The sequence below is a fragment of the Sutcliffiella halmapala genome (assembly GCF_050107295.1).
In the GTDB taxonomy this organism is placed as follows: Bacteria; Bacillota; Bacilli; order Bacillales; family Bacillaceae_I; genus Sutcliffiella_A; species Sutcliffiella_A halmapala_A.
On the sequence record NZ_JBNIKR010000010.1, the window covers coordinates 26,655 to 43,603 of the forward strand.

General features: G+C 45.1%; 18 protein-coding genes. 16 read left to right on the forward strand and 2 right to left on the reverse strand.

Annotated features, from left to right (window positions below; all coding sequences use genetic code 11):
• The first annotated feature begins 22 nt into the window (after window positions 1–22).
• From ACQCT5_RS16330 to aceA, 8 genes are all read left to right on the forward strand, one after another.
• Window positions 23–1,573: a fatty acid--CoA ligase family protein gene (locus tag ACQCT5_RS16330; protein ID WP_499643176.1), complete on the forward strand. Its 1,551-nt coding sequence runs from the start codon at window positions 23–25 to the stop codon at window positions 1,571–1,573.
• A 79-nt stretch (window positions 1,574–1,652) separates the two neighbouring features.
• A complete protein-coding gene (locus ACQCT5_RS16335) occupies window positions 1,653–2,432 on the forward strand; it encodes an enoyl-CoA hydratase-related protein (RefSeq protein WP_499643178.1) in 780 nt (259 codons plus the stop codon).
• 132 nt (window positions 2,433–2,564) lie between these two features.
• Window positions 2,565–3,293, forward strand: a complete 729-nt coding sequence (locus ACQCT5_RS16340; RefSeq protein ID WP_499643180.1) for an AzlC family ABC transporter permease — start codon at window positions 2,565–2,567, stop codon at window positions 3,291–3,293.
• On the forward strand, window positions 3,286–3,594 hold the full coding sequence (locus tag ACQCT5_RS16345) for an AzlD domain-containing protein (RefSeq protein ID WP_499643182.1): 309 nt from the start codon (window positions 3,286–3,288) through the stop codon (window positions 3,592–3,594). Before ACQCT5_RS16340 ends, ACQCT5_RS16345 begins: the two co-directional genes overlap by 8 nt.
• A gap of 2 nt (window positions 3,595–3,596) precedes the next feature.
• The gene (locus tag ACQCT5_RS16350) at window positions 3,597–4,040 is read left to right on the forward strand and encodes a hypothetical protein (RefSeq protein ID WP_499643184.1); all 444 of its coding nucleotides are present in this window, start codon (window positions 3,597–3,599) and stop codon (window positions 4,038–4,040) included.
• An 80-nt stretch (window positions 4,041–4,120) separates the two neighbouring features.
• Window positions 4,121–5,383, forward strand: a complete 1,263-nt coding sequence (locus ACQCT5_RS16355; protein ID WP_499643186.1) for a M48 family metallopeptidase — start codon at window positions 4,121–4,123, stop codon at window positions 5,381–5,383.
• A 397-nt stretch (window positions 5,384–5,780) separates the two neighbouring features.
• On the forward strand, window positions 5,781–7,376 hold the full coding sequence (gene aceB / locus ACQCT5_RS16360; RefSeq protein ID WP_499643188.1) for a malate synthase A: 1,596 nt from the start codon (window positions 5,781–5,783) through the stop codon (window positions 7,374–7,376).
• Window positions 7,377–7,407: 31 nt separating this feature from the next.
• The gene (gene aceA, locus ACQCT5_RS16365; protein WP_499643190.1) at window positions 7,408–8,682 is read left to right on the forward strand and encodes an isocitrate lyase; all 1,275 of its coding nucleotides are present in this window, start codon (window positions 7,408–7,410) and stop codon (window positions 8,680–8,682) included.
• 604 nt (window positions 8,683–9,286) lie between these two features.
• Here aceA and ACQCT5_RS16370 read toward each other — a convergent pair.
• Window positions 9,287–9,532: an IDEAL domain-containing protein gene (locus tag ACQCT5_RS16370; RefSeq protein WP_499643192.1), complete on the reverse strand. Its 246-nt coding sequence runs from the start codon at window positions 9,530–9,532 to the stop codon at window positions 9,287–9,289.
• Window positions 9,533–9,734: 202 nt separating this feature from the next.
• Here ACQCT5_RS16370 and ACQCT5_RS16375 point away from each other — a divergent pair, with 202 nt between their 5' ends.
• The gene (locus tag ACQCT5_RS16375; RefSeq protein WP_499643194.1) at window positions 9,735–10,286 is read left to right on the forward strand and encodes a competence protein ComK; all 552 of its coding nucleotides are present in this window, start codon (window positions 9,735–9,737) and stop codon (window positions 10,284–10,286) included.
• A 120-nt stretch (window positions 10,287–10,406) separates the two neighbouring features.
• The gene (locus ACQCT5_RS16380; RefSeq protein ID WP_499643196.1) at window positions 10,407–11,129 is read left to right on the forward strand and encodes a DUF421 domain-containing protein; all 723 of its coding nucleotides are present in this window, start codon (window positions 10,407–10,409) and stop codon (window positions 11,127–11,129) included.
• Here the strand turns inward: ACQCT5_RS16380 and ACQCT5_RS16385 are convergent.
• Window positions 11,116–11,493 (reverse strand): YhjD family protein, encoded by a 378-nt coding sequence (locus tag ACQCT5_RS16385; RefSeq protein ID WP_499643198.1) that lies wholly within the window; start codon window positions 11,491–11,493, stop codon window positions 11,116–11,118. The genes ACQCT5_RS16380 and ACQCT5_RS16385 overlap by 14 nt on opposite strands.
• A gap of 187 nt (window positions 11,494–11,680) precedes the next feature.
• Between ACQCT5_RS16385 and ACQCT5_RS16390 the strand changes: the two genes are divergently transcribed.
• The 6 genes from ACQCT5_RS16390 to lepB all read left to right on the forward strand — a co-directional run bounded on the left by ACQCT5_RS16390 (window position 11,681) and on the right by lepB (window position 16,885).
• A complete protein-coding gene (locus tag ACQCT5_RS16390; protein WP_499643199.1) occupies window positions 11,681–13,672 on the forward strand; it encodes a S9 family peptidase in 1,992 nt (663 codons plus the stop codon).
• A 409-nt stretch (window positions 13,673–14,081) separates the two neighbouring features.
• Window positions 14,082–14,450, forward strand: a complete 369-nt coding sequence (locus tag ACQCT5_RS16395) for a VOC family protein (protein WP_499643201.1) — start codon at window positions 14,082–14,084, stop codon at window positions 14,448–14,450.
• A gap of 31 nt (window positions 14,451–14,481) precedes the next feature.
• A complete protein-coding gene (locus ACQCT5_RS16400) occupies window positions 14,482–14,886 on the forward strand; it encodes an HIT family protein (RefSeq protein WP_499643203.1) in 405 nt (134 codons plus the stop codon).
• A 109-nt stretch (window positions 14,887–14,995) separates the two neighbouring features.
• Window positions 14,996–15,406, forward strand: a complete 411-nt coding sequence (locus ACQCT5_RS16405) for a VOC family protein (RefSeq protein ID WP_499643205.1) — start codon at window positions 14,996–14,998, stop codon at window positions 15,404–15,406.
• A 225-nt stretch (window positions 15,407–15,631) separates the two neighbouring features.
• Window positions 15,632–16,231, forward strand: a complete 600-nt coding sequence (locus ACQCT5_RS16410) for a TVP38/TMEM64 family protein (protein ID WP_499643452.1) — start codon at window positions 15,632–15,634, stop codon at window positions 16,229–16,231.
• A gap of 129 nt (window positions 16,232–16,360) precedes the next feature.
• Window positions 16,361–16,885, forward strand: a complete 525-nt coding sequence (gene lepB, locus ACQCT5_RS16415) for a signal peptidase I (protein ID WP_499643454.1) — start codon at window positions 16,361–16,363, stop codon at window positions 16,883–16,885.
• Window positions 16,886–16,949: the final 64 nt, after the last annotated feature.

Here is a 16,949-nt window from a genome sequence, read left to right on the forward strand (position 1 = left end):
AACTATAGGGGAGATGAAACACGTGAATATTTCGTCACAACTAGCACTAACAGCTAAAACGAACCCGATGAAAGAGGCGTATGTTTTTGAAGGGGATTCCAAAACATATGCGGAACTGAATGCTGCAATCAATGCCTTCGCTTCAGGACTGGAAGCAATGGGCATCGGGCGAGGGGACCACATCGCACTGGTGGTAGGGAACTCTCCGTATTTTGTTGTCGGCTTATACGGCGCTGCACGTCTTGGTGCAACGGTCGTTCCAATCAATCCCATCTACACACCCGATGAACTCAGTTACATATTAAGAGACGGCGATGTTAAGGCTGTCATCACCTTAGACCTTCTTGTCCCACTTTTTGAAAAGCTTCATAACTATTTACCAGACACAGAAACCTACATTATTTGTGAAACACCCGATGGAAAGGAAAAAGCGAAGAGCTTCCCGGTTGAACAGCTTTCTCTTTTTCCTAAAATGAAATCGTTTACAAGCATTATGGCGAGTGGAAGCTTCACGTATGAAGGTCCTGAACTCCAGGATGATGATGTGGCTGTCATCCTTTATACATCCGGGACGACCGGAAAGCCAAAGGGTGCGATGCTGACACATAAGAATCTGTATCGCAATGCCAAGGATGCGGCGGACTTCCTGAAGGTGAACGATAGAGACAAATTCGTGGCAACCTTGCCGATGTTCCATGTATTCTGTTTGACGGTGGCCTTGAATGCCCCTTTGATGAATGGAGCAACCGTGATCATTGTGCCGAGGTTCAGCCCGCAAGCCATTTTTGAAATCGTGAAAAAATACGAAGCAACCGTGTTTGCCGGAGTGCCGACGATGTACAATTTCCTCTTGCAATCCCAGGGAGAAGTGGAGGATCTGAAATCACTAAGACTTTGCATCAGTGGCGGTGCTTCCATGCCGGTCGCCCTCTTGCAGAACTTTGAAAAGAAATACCAGGTCATCATCTCGGAAGGCTACGGTCTGTCCGAAGCGTCACCAGTTACGTGCTTCAATCCATTGGATAAGCCAAGAAAACCAGGTTCCATCGGTACGACGATTGTGAACGTGGAGAACAAAGTCGTAAACGAACTGGGGGAAGAGGTTGCTCCTGGTGAAGTGGGAGAGCTTGTGGTCCGCGGACCGAACGTCATGAAGGGCTATTACAAGATGCCGGAAGAAACAGCACATGCCATCCGTGACAACTGGCTCTACACCGGCGATCTTGCCACAATGGATGACGAAGGCTATTTCTACATCGTCGACCGCAAAAAAGACATGATCATCGTCGGCGGCTACAATGTGTACCCGCGTGAAGTCGAGGAAGTGCTATACAGCCATGAGAATGTAGTGGAGGTGGCAGTTGTTGGGGTGCCTGACCCCCAGCTCGGTGAAGCGGTAAAGTGTTTTGTCGTGACAAATCAACCGGTGGCGGAAGTGGAGCTGCTCGCTTATTGTGCAGAACGGTTGGCGAAGTATAAGGTTCCATCCTCCATTGAGTTTTTAGAGGAGCTGCCAAAGAATACGACTGGAAAGATTCTCAGAAGAGCACTGAAAGAAAAGCTGGGAGTATAAGAGGATATTTGGACTCCTTAGAGAATCTATAAAAATAGCGAATTTTGTAACCGCTAACAATCTCGGGGAGGGAACATACATGAATTTTATACAAGTGGAAGTCAAGGACTATATTGCGACTGTCACGCTTAATCGCCCTGATGCGATGAACGCGTTTAATTACGATATGCTGGTGGAGCTTGGCCTTGTGGCAGAAGAGCTGCGTACGAACGCGGAGGTACGGGTTGTCGTTGTGACCGCAGCCGGCGAAAAGGCGTTCAGTGTCGGTGCGGATCTAAAGGAAAGAAGAGGCCTGACAGAGCAGCAGGTACGACGCAATGTGTATAAGATCGGGGATGTTTTCAACCGCATCGCCGACCTGCCGCAGCCGACGATTGCCGCAATCAACGGCTATGCATTCGGAGGCGGGATGGAGCTTCTTTTGGCATGTGATTTCCGTGTCACTGCCCGCGATGTAAAAATGGGACTGACGGAAACGAGCCTGGCCATCATCCCGGGTGCAGGTGGAACGCAGCGTCTTCCGAGAATCATAGGGGAAGCGAAGGCAATGGAGCTGATCCTGACTGCAAGACGTTTTACAGGAGAAGAAGCGAACGGCTTCGGCCTGATCACTAGACTCGTAGACGAAAGCTCTCAAGTACACGGCGGAGCCATGGAGCTTGCCCATGAAATGTTGAAAAATGGACCGGTTGCGCTTCAACAGGCCAAGTTTGCCATCAGGCAAGGGATGGGTGTTGATATGCAGACAGGCTTGCAGATCGAGCGCAAAGCCTATGAAGTGATCATTCCGACCGAAGACAGGGTGGAAGCATTGGTGGCGTTCGGGGAAAAAAGAGCGCCGGAATTTAAAGGGAAATAAGAGAAGAGTGCTCTCATTTTGAGGGCACTCTTTTATTGATCTATTACGTTTTTCGAAATAGTCTTTACAATCCTTCCTGACAATTAGTATATTAATAGATAACAAAATTGACAGGTATAGGGGAAATGCGGCGTGGGAACGACTATTGCAACCAGAAACAGTTCATCCTTCCGGAACGGTCTGCAGGCAGGTATCAGTATCGCGATCGGATATGTTCCGATTGCGATTACATTCGGTCTGCTGGCGAAATCGGCAGGGCTGACAGTAACGGAAACAGTGATGATGAGTCTCCTTGTTTTTGCAGGAGCGGCACAGTATATGAGTTTGAATATGATCGTCCTGGGGTCAGGAGTGTTTGAGATTGTCATGACCACCTTTATCCTGAACATCCGCCATTTTCTGATGAGTGCTTCACTTAATGAGAAGGTCGAGGAGGATAAGCTTTGGAAGAAGTCGCTCTATTCATTTGGCATTACGGATGAAACCTTTTCTGTCACAGCGACAAAGGAAGGGACCATCAGGACGGGCTATATGTTTGGAGTGATTTTCATCTCCTATTCCAGCTGGGTTGTAAGTTCCGGGATCGGCCATGCCATCGGAAGCAGCCTGCCGGATTCCCTGCAGGAAAGCATGGCAGTGGCCCTTTATGCCATGTTTGTCGGCTTGCTTGTCCCATCCTTTAAAAAGCATCGCAAAGTGGTTGTCCTGGCGGGGATTGCGGCGATGTTGAATACGGTATTCAGCCTGGTACTCGGCATTGCACCAGGCTGGTCCATCGTGCTGGCCACACTGGTCAGTGCCGTTGGAGTGGAAATTATTTTTCGAAGTGGTGTAGAAGAGGGGGAGAAGGACCATGAATAATACGATTGTCATCATGATTGTGGGCATGGCGGTGGTCACCTATCTACCACGCCTTATCCCCTTTGTCATGTTCCAGGGGAAAGAGCTTCCTCCTTTTGTACAGGCGGTATTGAAAAATGTTCCGTATGCAACACTTGGGGCACTGATCGTTCCAGGGATTTTTCTCATCAATGAGGATATCATGTACGGGGTGATCGGCGGTGCGGTGGCCTTGGTTGTTGCCTATCTAGGGGCGAATGTGATTTTGGTTGTCATCAGTTCGATTGCTGCGCTGAGCATATATTCATGGGTGGTGGGTTGAACATGCCGGGAAAGAATAATAATACAGTTGTACATTCATTGCTGATTGTCGGGGATATTTTGATTCACTTCTATTTTTTTCTACTTCAACTGGTGATTCATCTTTTCTGGTATAATAATTTCTTCCTGGCTGACAATGAACAGGAGCTATCACATCTGAATTGGCAAGTAACCCTTCTATTCGTCGGATGCGGTTTATTGGTTGCCTTGTCATTAAAATATTTCAAGGCCAGTGGAATATACCAGAAAATCAAAGTGGTAACCCTTATGCTTGCTTTAGGTTTTTCCCTTCTTTTTCATGTGTTGTGGACATTCCTCAATCTGACGGGTGAATTCCTGCCAAAGAATCAAATTGGACTGCAGCTTGTTCTGTTCTTCCTTACGGTTCTGCTATTTACATATGCGAACAAGAAGCGAGCGAGGCTTTTCTTGAAGAAACACACATAAGGCAATGTGTGTTTTTTTGTACAGACTTATAAATTGGCAAGTTAGGCGATAGAATAGTATGGAAGTGGGGAGGTGCGTTCTTGAAAAGAATTCTTATTGGAACGATAGTCGGATACATTCTTTATGCACTTTTGATGGCCTATTATCTCTGGTTTGGGGCGGATACTTCCCTCCCGGCAAATCTAGTGGGGACGAAGGCGGACCCAAGGACCTTTCTCTCGGGGAAGGAAATGCTGCTCGTAGAGGAATACTCCAAAATACGTAATATGATGTATTTTCTATCCTTGCCGTTTGATTGGGTGCTCTATTTCCTTTTGATTTTGCTCGGCGGCGCCCGGGCAATTCAGGCCTGGTCGGAAAAGGTGACACGATACTTTTGGCTCCAAGGCGGCATCTATGTGTTCTGGCTGACGCTTTTCGTCACGCTCGCAAGCTTTCCACTAAGTTATATCCGGTACAGTCTTTCGAAAAGCTATAATATCACGGTTCAACCTTTTGCAGGCTGGATGCGGGACCAGGTGGTCGGCTTTTGGGAAGGGATTTTCCTCATGTGGCTTGTGGTGGCGGTCCTCTATTATCTGATTCACCGTTTCGAGAAAAAGTGGTGGGTGGCAACCTGGGCATTGTTCATTCCGTTTGTCTTCTTTCTTATGTACATACAGCCGGTGGTCATCGATCCATTGTACAACGAATTTACCGAGCTTCAGGACAAGGAATTGGAAGAGAAAATCCTGGGGCTTGCTGCAGAATCAGATATTGCAGCGGACCGGGTATATGAAGTGAATATGTCGGAAAAGACAAACAGCATCAATGCCTATGTAACAGGTGTCGGAGGAAATTCACGCATTGTTTTATGGGATACATTATTGAACCGCCTTAAAGAGGAGGAGATCCTGTTCATCATGGCACATGAAATGGGTCACTTCGTCATGAACCATGTGGTGGTAGGGATCACGGGCTATATTGTATTCTCTTTTTTTGCTTTTTATCTGATTCATTGGTGTGCAGTCAGAGTAATCCGCAAGTGGGGGGAGGCAATCAAAATTACGCGTTTGGGACAGCTGGCCTCTTTGCCTTTACTGCTGCTCCTGTTATCCCTTGTTCTGTTTCTTGCAAGCCCCATCACCAATGCGGTGTCGCGGCATCAGGAGCATACGGCGGATGTCTATGCCATCGAGTTGACAGGTGATGCTGCGCCTGCAATCGGCGCTTTTCAGGAGATAACCAGGTCCAGCCTCAGTGAAGTACATCCGCCGGCACTGGTAAAATTCCTTAGATACACCCATCCCCCGATGGTCGACCGCATCGCCTACCTGGAAAAATACTTGGAAGAAGAGGAATAGGGAAGCCTATCGCCTCTTTTTTGTAGGGTAATAAAGGAATAATGTTGATTTTATGAATCTAGCTGTTGACTGGAGCAATAGGCGAAGACTCCTCGAAAATGCGAGCATTTTCTTCGTGCGATGTATCCCTGCCGCAGCCTTCCTTGTCCTACGGGAGGAAGCGTTTAGTGGAGACCCCGCAGGCGAAGCCGAGGAGGCTCCACAAACGCCCCGTGGGTCGCTGCGCCTAGTGCGGAAATCAACAGCGGTGTTTAACAGAGGAATATGTGTTGATTTTGCCTTGTCGAAAAAAATTACTAAACAAATCCAAAAAAGGGCTTTATTTTTTTGAACATTCTGTTATATAATACAATACAAATATATTAACTGTTTCATAACAAAGGAGGTTGCAAGAAGCGTGAATATAGACACATCAGGCATTGAGGTTACAGGGGAATGGAAAAAAGGCTATGAAACTGTATTAACACAGGACGCACTTATTTTTATTGAAAAGCTGCAAACAACATTCAATCCCCGGAGAAAAGAGCTTCTTCAAGAAAGAGTCCAAAAACAGAAGCAACTCGATCAAGGAACAAAATTGGATTTCCTTGAATCAACTGCACATATCAGAAACGGTGATTGGCAGGTCGCACCAGTTCCACAGGATCTACAGGATAGAAGAGTGGAAATCACCGGTCCGGTGGATAGGAAAATGATCATCCATGCACTGAATTCAGGAGCAAGGGTGTTCATGGCAGACTTTGAGGATGCAACATCACCGACCTGGTCCAATATCATGGATGGCCAAGTCAATCTGAGAGACGCAAACTTCCGGTCCATTGATTTTGAGGCACCAAATGGCAAGCTATACAAGCTTAACGATGATATTGCAACATTGCTTGTCCGCCCTAGAGGCTGGCATCTTGAAGAAAAGCACGTACTTCTGGACAAGGAGCCTGTATCAGCCAGCCTCTTCGACTTCGGACTTTACTTTTACCATAATGCAAAGCGCCTTCTCGAAAACGGAAGCGGACCTTATTTTTACTTGCCGAAACTCGAAAACCACCAAGAGGCGAGGCTATGGAATGATGTGTTTGTGTTTGCTCAACAGGAGCTGGGAATCCCACAGGGGACCATCAAGGCCACCGTGTTGATCGAAACAATCACAGCAGCCTTTGAGATGGATGAAATCCTTTATGAGCTGCGGGAGCATGCTGCCGGACTGAACTGTGGCAGATGGGATTATATCTTCAGCTTCATCAAAAAGTTCCGCAACGACTCTGCATTCCTGCTTCCAGATAGAAGCCAGGTGACCATGGCGGTGCCTTTTATGAGAGCGTATACACAACTGGTCATAAAAACTTGCCATAAACGTGGCGCTCATGCAATCGGCGGGATGGCCGCACAGATTCCGGTCAAAAACGACGAACAGATGAATGAACATGCTTTTTCCAAAGTGAGGGAGGATAAGCTACGTGAGGTAAAGGATGGCCATGATGGCACATGGGTGGCTCATCCAGCGTTAGTGCCTGTTGCCATGGAAGTATTCAATGAACATATGAAGGGATCAAATCAGATAGACCGCAAAAGGGAAGATGTCCATACGGAAGCTGCCGAACTCGTAGAACTTCCAGAAGGCACCATTACCGAAGAGGGCTTACGGAAAAATATCCATGTCGGCATCGAATACATCACCGCGTGGCTGGATGGAAACGGAGCAGTGCCCATTTTCCATCTGATGGAGGACGCAGCAACTGCGGAAATTTCGAGGTCGCAGGTCTGGCAATGGGTAAGGCATCCTGAGGCGAATTTGGAGGATGGGACGAAAATAACACTTGAACTCGTAAAGGGACTCATTCAAGAGGAGAAGCGGGCCATTTTGGCAAAAGTGGGGCCATCGCGGTACACACAAGTGAAATTGGATCAGGCTGTCGAGCTGTTTGAAAGCCTGATAAAAGACGAAGAGTTTGCAGAGTTTTTAACACTTCCTGCATATAGCTTGCTGGAAGACTAATAGATTACAAGATATTGAAGGAGGAGAAAAGATGAAAAGAGAAGAGAGAATGGCAATGTTAGAGGAAAGTTGGGAGCTAGAGTCAAGGTGGAATGGGGTTGTGCGCCCATATAGCGCAGAGGATGTTCTTCGGCTTCGCGGATCCATTGACATTGAACATACATTGGCAAAAAGAGGAGCACAAAAGCTTTGGGATATGCTTACAAAGGAGGATTATGTACACGCACTTGGTGCTTTGACAGGAAATCAGGCAATCCAGCAGGTAAAAGCGGGATTGAAGGCCATCTATCTAAGCGGTTGGCAGGTAGCGGCAGATGCCAACCTTTCAGGAAATATGTATCCGGACCAAAGTCTATATCCTGCAAATAGCGTTCCTCATGTGGTCAAGCGCATTAACCAGGCGCTTCAGCGTGCGGACCAGATCCAATACTTAGAAGGAAAAGAGGAAGTCGATTATTTTGCGCCGATCGTAGCGGATGCAGAAGCCGGGTTTGGCGGGCAATTGAATGTGTTTGAACTGATGAAGGGAATGATTGAATCCGGGGCGTCCGGTGTTCATTTTGAGGATCAGCTCTCTTCCGAAAAGAAATGCGGGCATTTGGGAGGGAAAGTTCTGTTGCCTACTCAGACCGCAGTTAAAAATCTGATTTCTGCACGATTGGCCGCTGACGTGATGGGAGTGCCGACTGTCTTGATTGCAAGAACCGATGCGGATGCAGCTGATTTGATTACAAGTGATGTGGACCAATATGATCATCCATTCCTGACGGGAGAACGGACTCCTGAAGGTTTTTTCAGAACAAAGGCCGGACTTGACCAAGCGATTGCACGTGGATTGGCCTACGCTCCTTATGCAGATGTAATCTGGTGCGAAACATCCGAGCCGAATCTGGAGCAGGCAAAAGCTTTTGCGGATGCCATTCATGCAGAATTCCCTGGTAAGTTGCTTGCCTATAATTGTTCACCTTCCTTCAACTGGAAGTCCAAGTTGGATGACGAAACGATTGAAACCTTCCAGCAGCAGATCGCCACGTTCGGCTACAAGTTCCAGTTCGTGACGCTTGCAGGGTTCCATGCGCTGAACCATAGCATGTTTGAACTGGCAAGAGGGTACCGAGATCGCGGGATGGGGGCATATTCACAATTGCAGCAAGCGGAGTTTGACAGTGAAAAGCATGGCTATACTGCAACCCGTCATCAGCGTGAGGTGGGCACAGGCTATTTCGATGAAGTGGCTAAAGTGGTATCCGGCGGGAATTCTTCCACCACAGCACTTTCCGGTTCTACGGAAGAGGCACAATTCTAAAAGAAAAATAAATATAGGGCTGGGCTAAAGATAAGGTTTCAACATTAAACATCCTGTTGGTCTCCGTTCCAGGCGTTCGCTTATCCAGGAAGGCCTGGGGAGCCTCCTCGGCACTTTGCGCCTGCGGGTTTCCCTTGACACGCTGCTCCCGCAGGACAAGGAAGGCTGCGGCAGCAATACATCGCACGCAGAAAATGCTTGCATTTTCAAGGAGTCTCACGCCTTGCACTCCAACCAACAGGGGTGACTCAAAGTAAAAAATTTACCTTACTAAAGGTACAATAAATGCATTTTATCTCAATTTTTCATTTCAATAGCGAACTTAATTTGTTTTAAGGCTCTTTCTAGTAGCAAATAACGTTTAACCCGTGAGTTGATTGTAGCGGCGGACACTTGACTCCTGCGGGAGAGTAGAGGGCATGGGAGACCCCACAGGCGAAGCCGAGGAGGCTCCCATCCGTCCCCGGGGAATCTTGTGTGCGGAGTGGAAATCAACGGGCGGCATTTGATGCTTACAATTTATCTATTTATCAACAATGAATGCGAAAACAGCCAAAATAAAAAAGAGAAGAGATCCAAATGGGGCTCTTCTCTTTCCATGTTATCAGGCGGAATCACCCCAATCAGTCAGGAACTTTTTGTATGTGGAGCTTAGGGAATGAAACTGCGTGTGGTCGTTAGTGTCGATGGCATGGTCAATTCTTTCCTGGAGGAGATTCTTGTGGTAGTGGTAAAGCGATTCATCAATGATCATCTGGGTATAAATATTCATCATATAGGCTTCAACGGACAATTTTTTGCTCATTACTCTCGATTTCATCAATTCCGTATAAGACTTCTCATTTTTCATGAGTCCCTCACCTCGAGCCTTTTTAATAGTATATTGGGGAACTCACATAAAATCAACAAAAATTAAAAATATTTAGAAAAATTTAAAAAGTCTTTACTTTTTGGTTGTCTTTTGTAAAAATATACATAAATAGACAAATTTCTGGTTCTTTCGCTCTATTTGGAGCCGGGCAAATCATTTTTTTAGCGGAAGGGTGAATTATATGGAGAATAGTGTCACTTTAGTTTCAGAATATGAGATCAATCGCTTCACTATGGCTGTATTGCCTATAGAGGATCAGGGGAAAGTGTTTTCTAAGATAATGGAAGTGGAAGGGGACATATATGTGGACTTGCCTCCCCTTAAAATTATCGATGATAGCTGTAACTACTACGGAGCAAGTATGGAAGGCAGAAAATCAGGAACTAAAATGGTGACGGGTGTTACGCATAAATCCCCACTTGCAATAGACCCCATGAGTGACTTGTACTTTTTTCCCACCATGTCTCCCAAAAAAAATGAATGCACCTGGATCTCCCTGAACCATGTAGAGAAAACAAGAAAAACATCCTTATCCACTACAATCGCCCACTTTACCAATAAAACCGAAATGGAATTCCAGATTTCCCTGCGTTCCTTTGAGACCCAAATGCACCGAGCAGCCCTATTGCGAACAAGGATGCTGCAAAGGGCTCAAGGATTTGGTGTTCCTGAGGAGCATCGTGATTATGTTGCTTCTCCTCCCCGAACCTATCGGATCATCAAAAAAAAGTAAAGGTAAACATCCTCTTCCACATTAGGGGATGTTTTTTTATTTTATGTTTCTACAATAAAGCATGAATTGTGTATAGGATTTTTTTTTTGAAAAAGGCTATGGAGGAAGGGAGTGACATCTATGGAGCTTATTCTTGATTTGATGAAGGTGATGCTACGTATCGTAACCATTCTGCCACTGATGCTGCTGGTGACTTTGTTTATGGGGAAGCGTTCCATTGGCGAGTTGCCGGTATTTGATTTTCTCGTTATATTGACGCTCGGTTCTGTCGTGGGAGCGGATATCGCTGATCCTGAAATACATCACTTTCCGACAATTGGTGCAATCTTCGGGATAGCGCTTCTTCAAAAGATCATCGCGTGGTGGAAAATAAAAAACAGAAAAATTGGCCGGTACTTATCTTTTGAGCCGACGCTTGTGATTTTTGAAGGTCAGTTCCATATCCGGAACATGCGTAAGATAAGCTATTCGATTGACAATATATTGCAGATGCTGCGGGAGAAGGATGTGTTTAGGGTCGAAGATGTGCATTTCGCATTAGTAGAGGCAAATGGTGAACTGTCGGTTAAGCTAAAGCCTGAAAAGGAAACTGCGAAAGTGGAGCATGTAAAAGGAAGCCCTGCATTAAATGCCATGGAGTTTACAGTTATTATTGATGGTGAAATTCAAAAGGAAGCCCTTCAATATAAAGGCTTGAATGAAGCCTGGCTCCGTGAAGAGCTATTAAAGCAAAAGACTGCAGATGTGAAAGAAGTTTTTTATGCTGCGGTGAATGAACAGAACCGGTTACACGTATGCCTGAAAACTCCTGACAAAACAGAAACGCTTCCTATTTTTCATTAAGCAGCCGGTGTTCTTTATTGACCAGATAAAAGTGCAGAAGGTCATTGATTTTGTTGCGGATTCTCGGATTAAAGTAATTGTGTTGTTCCTCATATCCGTTGAAAAGAAATGCATACATCGTAAAAGCCTCATCCTGTTTTAATTTATGGAGCTTCATTTTTTGCTGCTTCATGTCCATTTTCACTTGTTTAAGCTGAAGTTGTACTTTTTTCATGACCTCGTCAATTAGGGTGAGATAGGGATCTTTCAATTTCAACGCGCTTTCCCGGATGATAGCTGTATCCCGTTCAAGGACAATAAGCAATAAGGGAAGATAGATGGCTTGCTCAAAGAGGTGTATTTGTTCTTTTGATAGTCTTGTCATAAATTAATCCTCCTGCTTTCAAAAAAGAACATTTGTTCGTATTTATTTTATACTAATTTATTTAAAATATGCAAGCAACTTTTTAAGTTCGAATAATTTCGAGCTTTTTTTATTTATTAAAGGGTATCTATTTCTGCTGTCGAAATAAACAAGTAAGGATGAATATATACATAAGGGAGAGTTTCCTATGACAAAGAGAAAAATAGAAGCGAACGATTTATATCGATTAACATCCCTGACCGATCCACAGTGGGAGAAGCACTCCCGCAAGTTTGCCTATGTGCAGACAACAATCAGCGAAGAGGATAATGAGTATCTTTCCACCATTTATGTAGGGAGCTTGGATGGTAAGGCAAAACCTTTCACATATGGAAAAGGAAGAGCGACTACTCCCAGGTGGTCCCCGGATGGAAGCAGTCTTGCTTTTGTTTCCACGCGCAATGAAAAAGCGCAAATCTATGTGATGCCGGTGGACGGAGGGGAAGCCGAGCAGGTTACCTTCTGCAAAAACGGTGCAAGAGGTCCAGTCTGGTCCCCATGTGGAACGAAGCTTATCTTCAGTACGGCACTGGAGTCGGAGGAAGATCTGAAGGCAGGTTCCAAGAAAGAGGAGAAAAAGAAAAAAACCGAGCCGATGGTTGTGGAGAAGCTGCGTTATAAATCGGATGCAAAAGGCTTTTTGGACAAGAAAAACGATCACTTGGCTGTGCTTGATCTCGAGACGAAGGAGATTACCCTGTTAACTCACGGCGATCGTGACTATGGAAGCCCAGTCTGGTCCCCGGACGGCAAACAGGTCGCTTTTGTAGCGAACCTGGAGGAAAATCCGGATGAGGTGCTTGTAACGGACGTGTACGTGATGGATCTCGAGTCTAAAGAAAAGAAAAAAGTGACCCACAGCAACGGTTTCTTTTCCACCATCACATGGTCCCCTGACGGTGCGTTTCTTGGATTCCTGGGTCATGAAAAAGAGTTCCAAAGTGCCACGTTGACTCGTGTATGGGTGTACCAGCTGGAAACGGAAGTGCTGCTCTGCCTGACAGAAAATCTGGATATCGAAGTGGGAGATGTGGCCATAGGCGACTTCCATTCTGGCAATGTGAATCCCGGCCTTATGTGGACGGAGGATAGTGATGGCTTCTACTTCCTGTTGAGTGACCAGGGTGGAACAGGCATCTACTACGGTTCCCTTGATGGGGCGATGTACCCTATCCACGTTCCTGGTGAACATGTGTATGCCGTATCTATCCTGACAGATTCCCATGAAGCGATTGTGGGGATCAGCAGCTCAACTGATCCTGGTGAACTATATTACCTTGATTTCAGAACACAGAAAAGAGAACAGCTTACACATGTGAACAAAGCGTGGAAACAAGAAGTTGAAATCAGCATTGCCGAGCCGATCAGCTTTAAGGCACCGGACGGATGGGACGTGCATGGCTGGATCATGAAGCCGGCAGGTTTTGAAGAAGGAAAGAAATATCCGACTATCCTGGAAGTTCACGGCGGCCCTCATGCGATGTACGCCAACACATATTTCCATGAGTTTCAGACCCTCACCGCCCAAGGCTTTGTTGTGCTATTTACAAACCCGAGAGGCAGCCATGGTTATGGCCAAGAGTTCGTCGATGCGGTCCGTGGCGATTACGGTGGCAAAGACTATATCGATGTCATGAGTGCGATGGACTATGCATTGGAATCATTCGATTTTATTGATGAGAAGAACCTGGGGATAACCGGTGGCAGCTATGGCGGGTTTATGACAAACTGGGTGGTGGCGCATACAGACCGTTTTAAGGCGGCAGTAACACAGCGTTCCATCTCCAACTGGCTGAGCTTCTACGGTGTGAGTGATATCGGCTACTATTTCTCCGAGTGGGAAGTAAAAGGAAACATGGAGGACAAGGTCGAAAAGCTTTGGGACCACTCTCCAATCAAGTACGTAGCGAATGTCAACACGCCACTCTTGATCCTTCACGGTGAAAAAGATTACCGCTGCCCGATCGAGCAGGCGGAGCAGCTGTTCATTGCACTGAAGAAACAGGGCAAGACAACCAAGTTCGTCCGTTTCCCGGATTCCAACCATGAATTGTCCCGAAGCGGCAACCCGGCACTCCGAATCCACCGATTAAACCATATCAAGAACTGGTTTGTGGAGTATTTGGAGGGTGCGAAGTAATAGGCAACTTGGATTGAAAGCAAGGAGTGGGCCCTTCCCTTTGGTGGGGGAGGGGCCTTTTTAGTTTCAGTTTGGGGATTCCACTGGGGTTGTCACGGATGTCGCCAATGTGATGCCATTCAGCGTGCGAATTTTGTCAGAAAATGCGTTTTATCGATATCTGGTCCCTTTTCGTTGAAATATCGAAAAATTCATTGATATAAAATTTTTTTCATTGATATCACTAAAGAAACCGTTGATATATTAAAAATTCCATCGATAAGTGAGCTAACAAAAAAATTTCTTTAAGCTTTTTAAAGCTGCAAACAGGATGTTGGACTAAATTATGCCTAAATACACAAAAGGACTTTCAAAAATTACGAAGAATTCATAAAGGATGCTAAAAAATCAAGCCAGGAGGAACATACATATGATCAAAGGACTCGACCACCTCGTTTTATTTTGCATGGATACCGAAAAATCAAAGGAATGGTACGAAAAAGCTGGATTCAAATACTCTCACGGATACGAAGGGATGCATTGGTTCCATTTAGGAAACGGACTTATCATGCTGCATCCAGCAGAAACGATAACACCCGGAGATACGGCTGTCCATGCCGCAGTCGAGGATGTTCATCAGCACTTCAGACTTGTCAAAGAAAACGGCCTCGTCCCGATCGACCATCAGGAGGGAAGCAAGCCGATCGACGAACCTGTCACGCGTCCATGGGGGGATATCGAATTCGAGCTTGATGATGTGGATGGACACCGCTGGGCATTCACACAACGCGCCCTGTAACAAAAAAGAAAGATACCTAGAGGAGGCAACCATGAACCACGAAAAAAACTGCCCGTTCTGCTACCCGCAGAACGACCCGTACCAAAACATAGTCTTGGAAAACGAGACCTGCTATTTTCTTCAGCACGATAAAGAACAGGACGTTCTGGAAGGCTGCGGAGTCATTGTCCCGAAAAAGCACCGCGAAAATACGTTTGAGCTGACAAGGGAGGAATGGAACGATTCCTATGATCTGTTGCAGCAAGCAAAAGAATATCTCGATGAAAAGTTCTCTCCTGATGGCTACACATTAGGCTGGAATGTGGGGCCTGCTTCCAACCAGTCTATCCAGCACAGTCACTTTCATGTGATTCCAAGGTACAAGGATGAACCGCTGGCGGGGAAGGGGATAAGGCATTGGCTGAAGCAGCCGGAAAATAAAAGAACAAAAGAATAAATCAATTAATGAGGTATTAAGCCCTATTTGCCAAGCTAAAAGAAGGAGAAACAAGTTTTTCAGTGAAATACTACTGTTGTAGTAAAAACTTAAAGGGTTGGTGAAAAGCATGGCATTAAAAGCAGATAAGATATTTGTGAATTTACCTGTGAAAAACCTTGATGAGACAATGGAATTCTTTTCGAAAATCGGTTTTGAGTTCAACCCCCAATTTACTGATGAAAACGCAACATGCATGGTGATCAGTGACAGTATTTTCGCGATGCTGCTCGTTGAGGATTATTTTAAGTCGTTTACAAAGAAGGACATTTCAGATACCTCCAAAAGCTCGGAGGTCATTATTGCCCTTACCGCCAATAGCCGGGAAGAGGTGGATGAAATCGTGAACAAGGCGTTTGATGCCGGTGGCAAACCCTCTAATGACCCACAGGATCACGGCTTCATGTATGGCTGGGGCTTTGAGGATATAAACGGACACCTCTGGGAAGTGTTTTACATGGAGCAAGGTACCGCTTCTTAAAAATTTGACCCTGTTAAACAGCGGTGTTTAACTGATCCGAAAATATTAAAACAACCATCCATTTCCCAAAGTGAAAATGGATGGTTGTTTTTTGTTTTATATGGGTATTTGATATTTTATATAAAAAATGTAAAGATTTTATGTTATTTTATGGGTGTTTATAGAAATAACTAGTACAATAAGAGATGATAGATATAGACAGAAGCGGAGTTAACCTACATGGATATGATAAATTTCTTTAAAGATCTGCTAACAATGGATAACCTTTTGGAAGGGCTTCAGGATTATAAGTCATTTGGTCCGCTTCCGGGATTTTTACTGGTGGTGCTAGAAGCGTTTTTACCTTTTCTGCCGCTGATTGTGATTGTCATGGCAAACGCTGCAGCATTTGGTTTATGGCTAGGATTTTTGATTTCTTGGTCAGGCACTGTGGTCGGTGCTGTCATTGTGTATTTTTTTGCAACCAAGTTGAAAAGAAATAAATGGATTCAGAGGCAGCTGGAAAAAGAGAAGATTCGAAAGACGATGTCCTGGATTGAGAGGCATGGATTTGGGCCGATTTTCTTTTTATTCTGTTTTCCGTTCACTCCATCTTTTTTAATCAATATGGTGGCGGGCCTGTCACGTATAAAATTCTATCAATTTTTTCTGGCCCTGTTAGCAGGGAAGATGGTTATGATTTTTACGATCAGTTATATTGGGTATGATATTATTTCTTTTATCCGCGCTCCTATTAAAACAGTGATCGCTTTAACGATCATGCTTGTTTTATGGTATATTGGAAAAAAGGTAGAATTGCGCCTTCAGCTTTCAGCAGATAAATAAAAAAAGAATATTAATGATAATTCAGTATATTGTGATAATAGATGGTTATTGGTACAATAGACCTAACAGATTAATTTCGGGGGTTATGAATTGAAAGAAAAGAAAACAAACGTACAGCGTAAATCAGCGATGAAGTGGTTGCTTGTCTCTTTCCTTTTGGTTATTATGATTCGTGCCCTGTTCTTTTCCAATTATGTAGTGGAAGGCCATTCCATGAACCCTACATTAGAAGAAGGGAACTTTCTAATGGTTAATAAAATGGTTTATGCTTTCTCCGTACCGGAACGATTCGATGTTGTCGTGTTTCATCAGGACAACACCGCGGAAGACTATGTGAAAAGAGTAATAGGGTTACCGGGAGATAAAATAGAATATAAGAGAGATATGCTATATGTAAATGATGAACTTGTACTGGAGCCGTTTATCAGTTCGGATAATCTTCGGATATTTGGCGGGAATTTCACCGGAGACTTTACACTAGAAGAGCTGACTGGTGTAGAAAAGGTTCCGAAGGGTCATGTGTTTGTTATTGGAGACAATCGTCTCGGCAGTCGTGATAGCCGTCATTTCGGCTTTATAAAAATGGAAGACATTGTTGGAAAAGTTCATGTCCGCTACTGGCCGGCCGATGAATTTGTTACAACTTTTAAATAGTTGGAAGAGGGCATCTTGGAATTTAGTCGAGGTGGCTCTCTCTTTTTTTATTGAAAGACTTTTA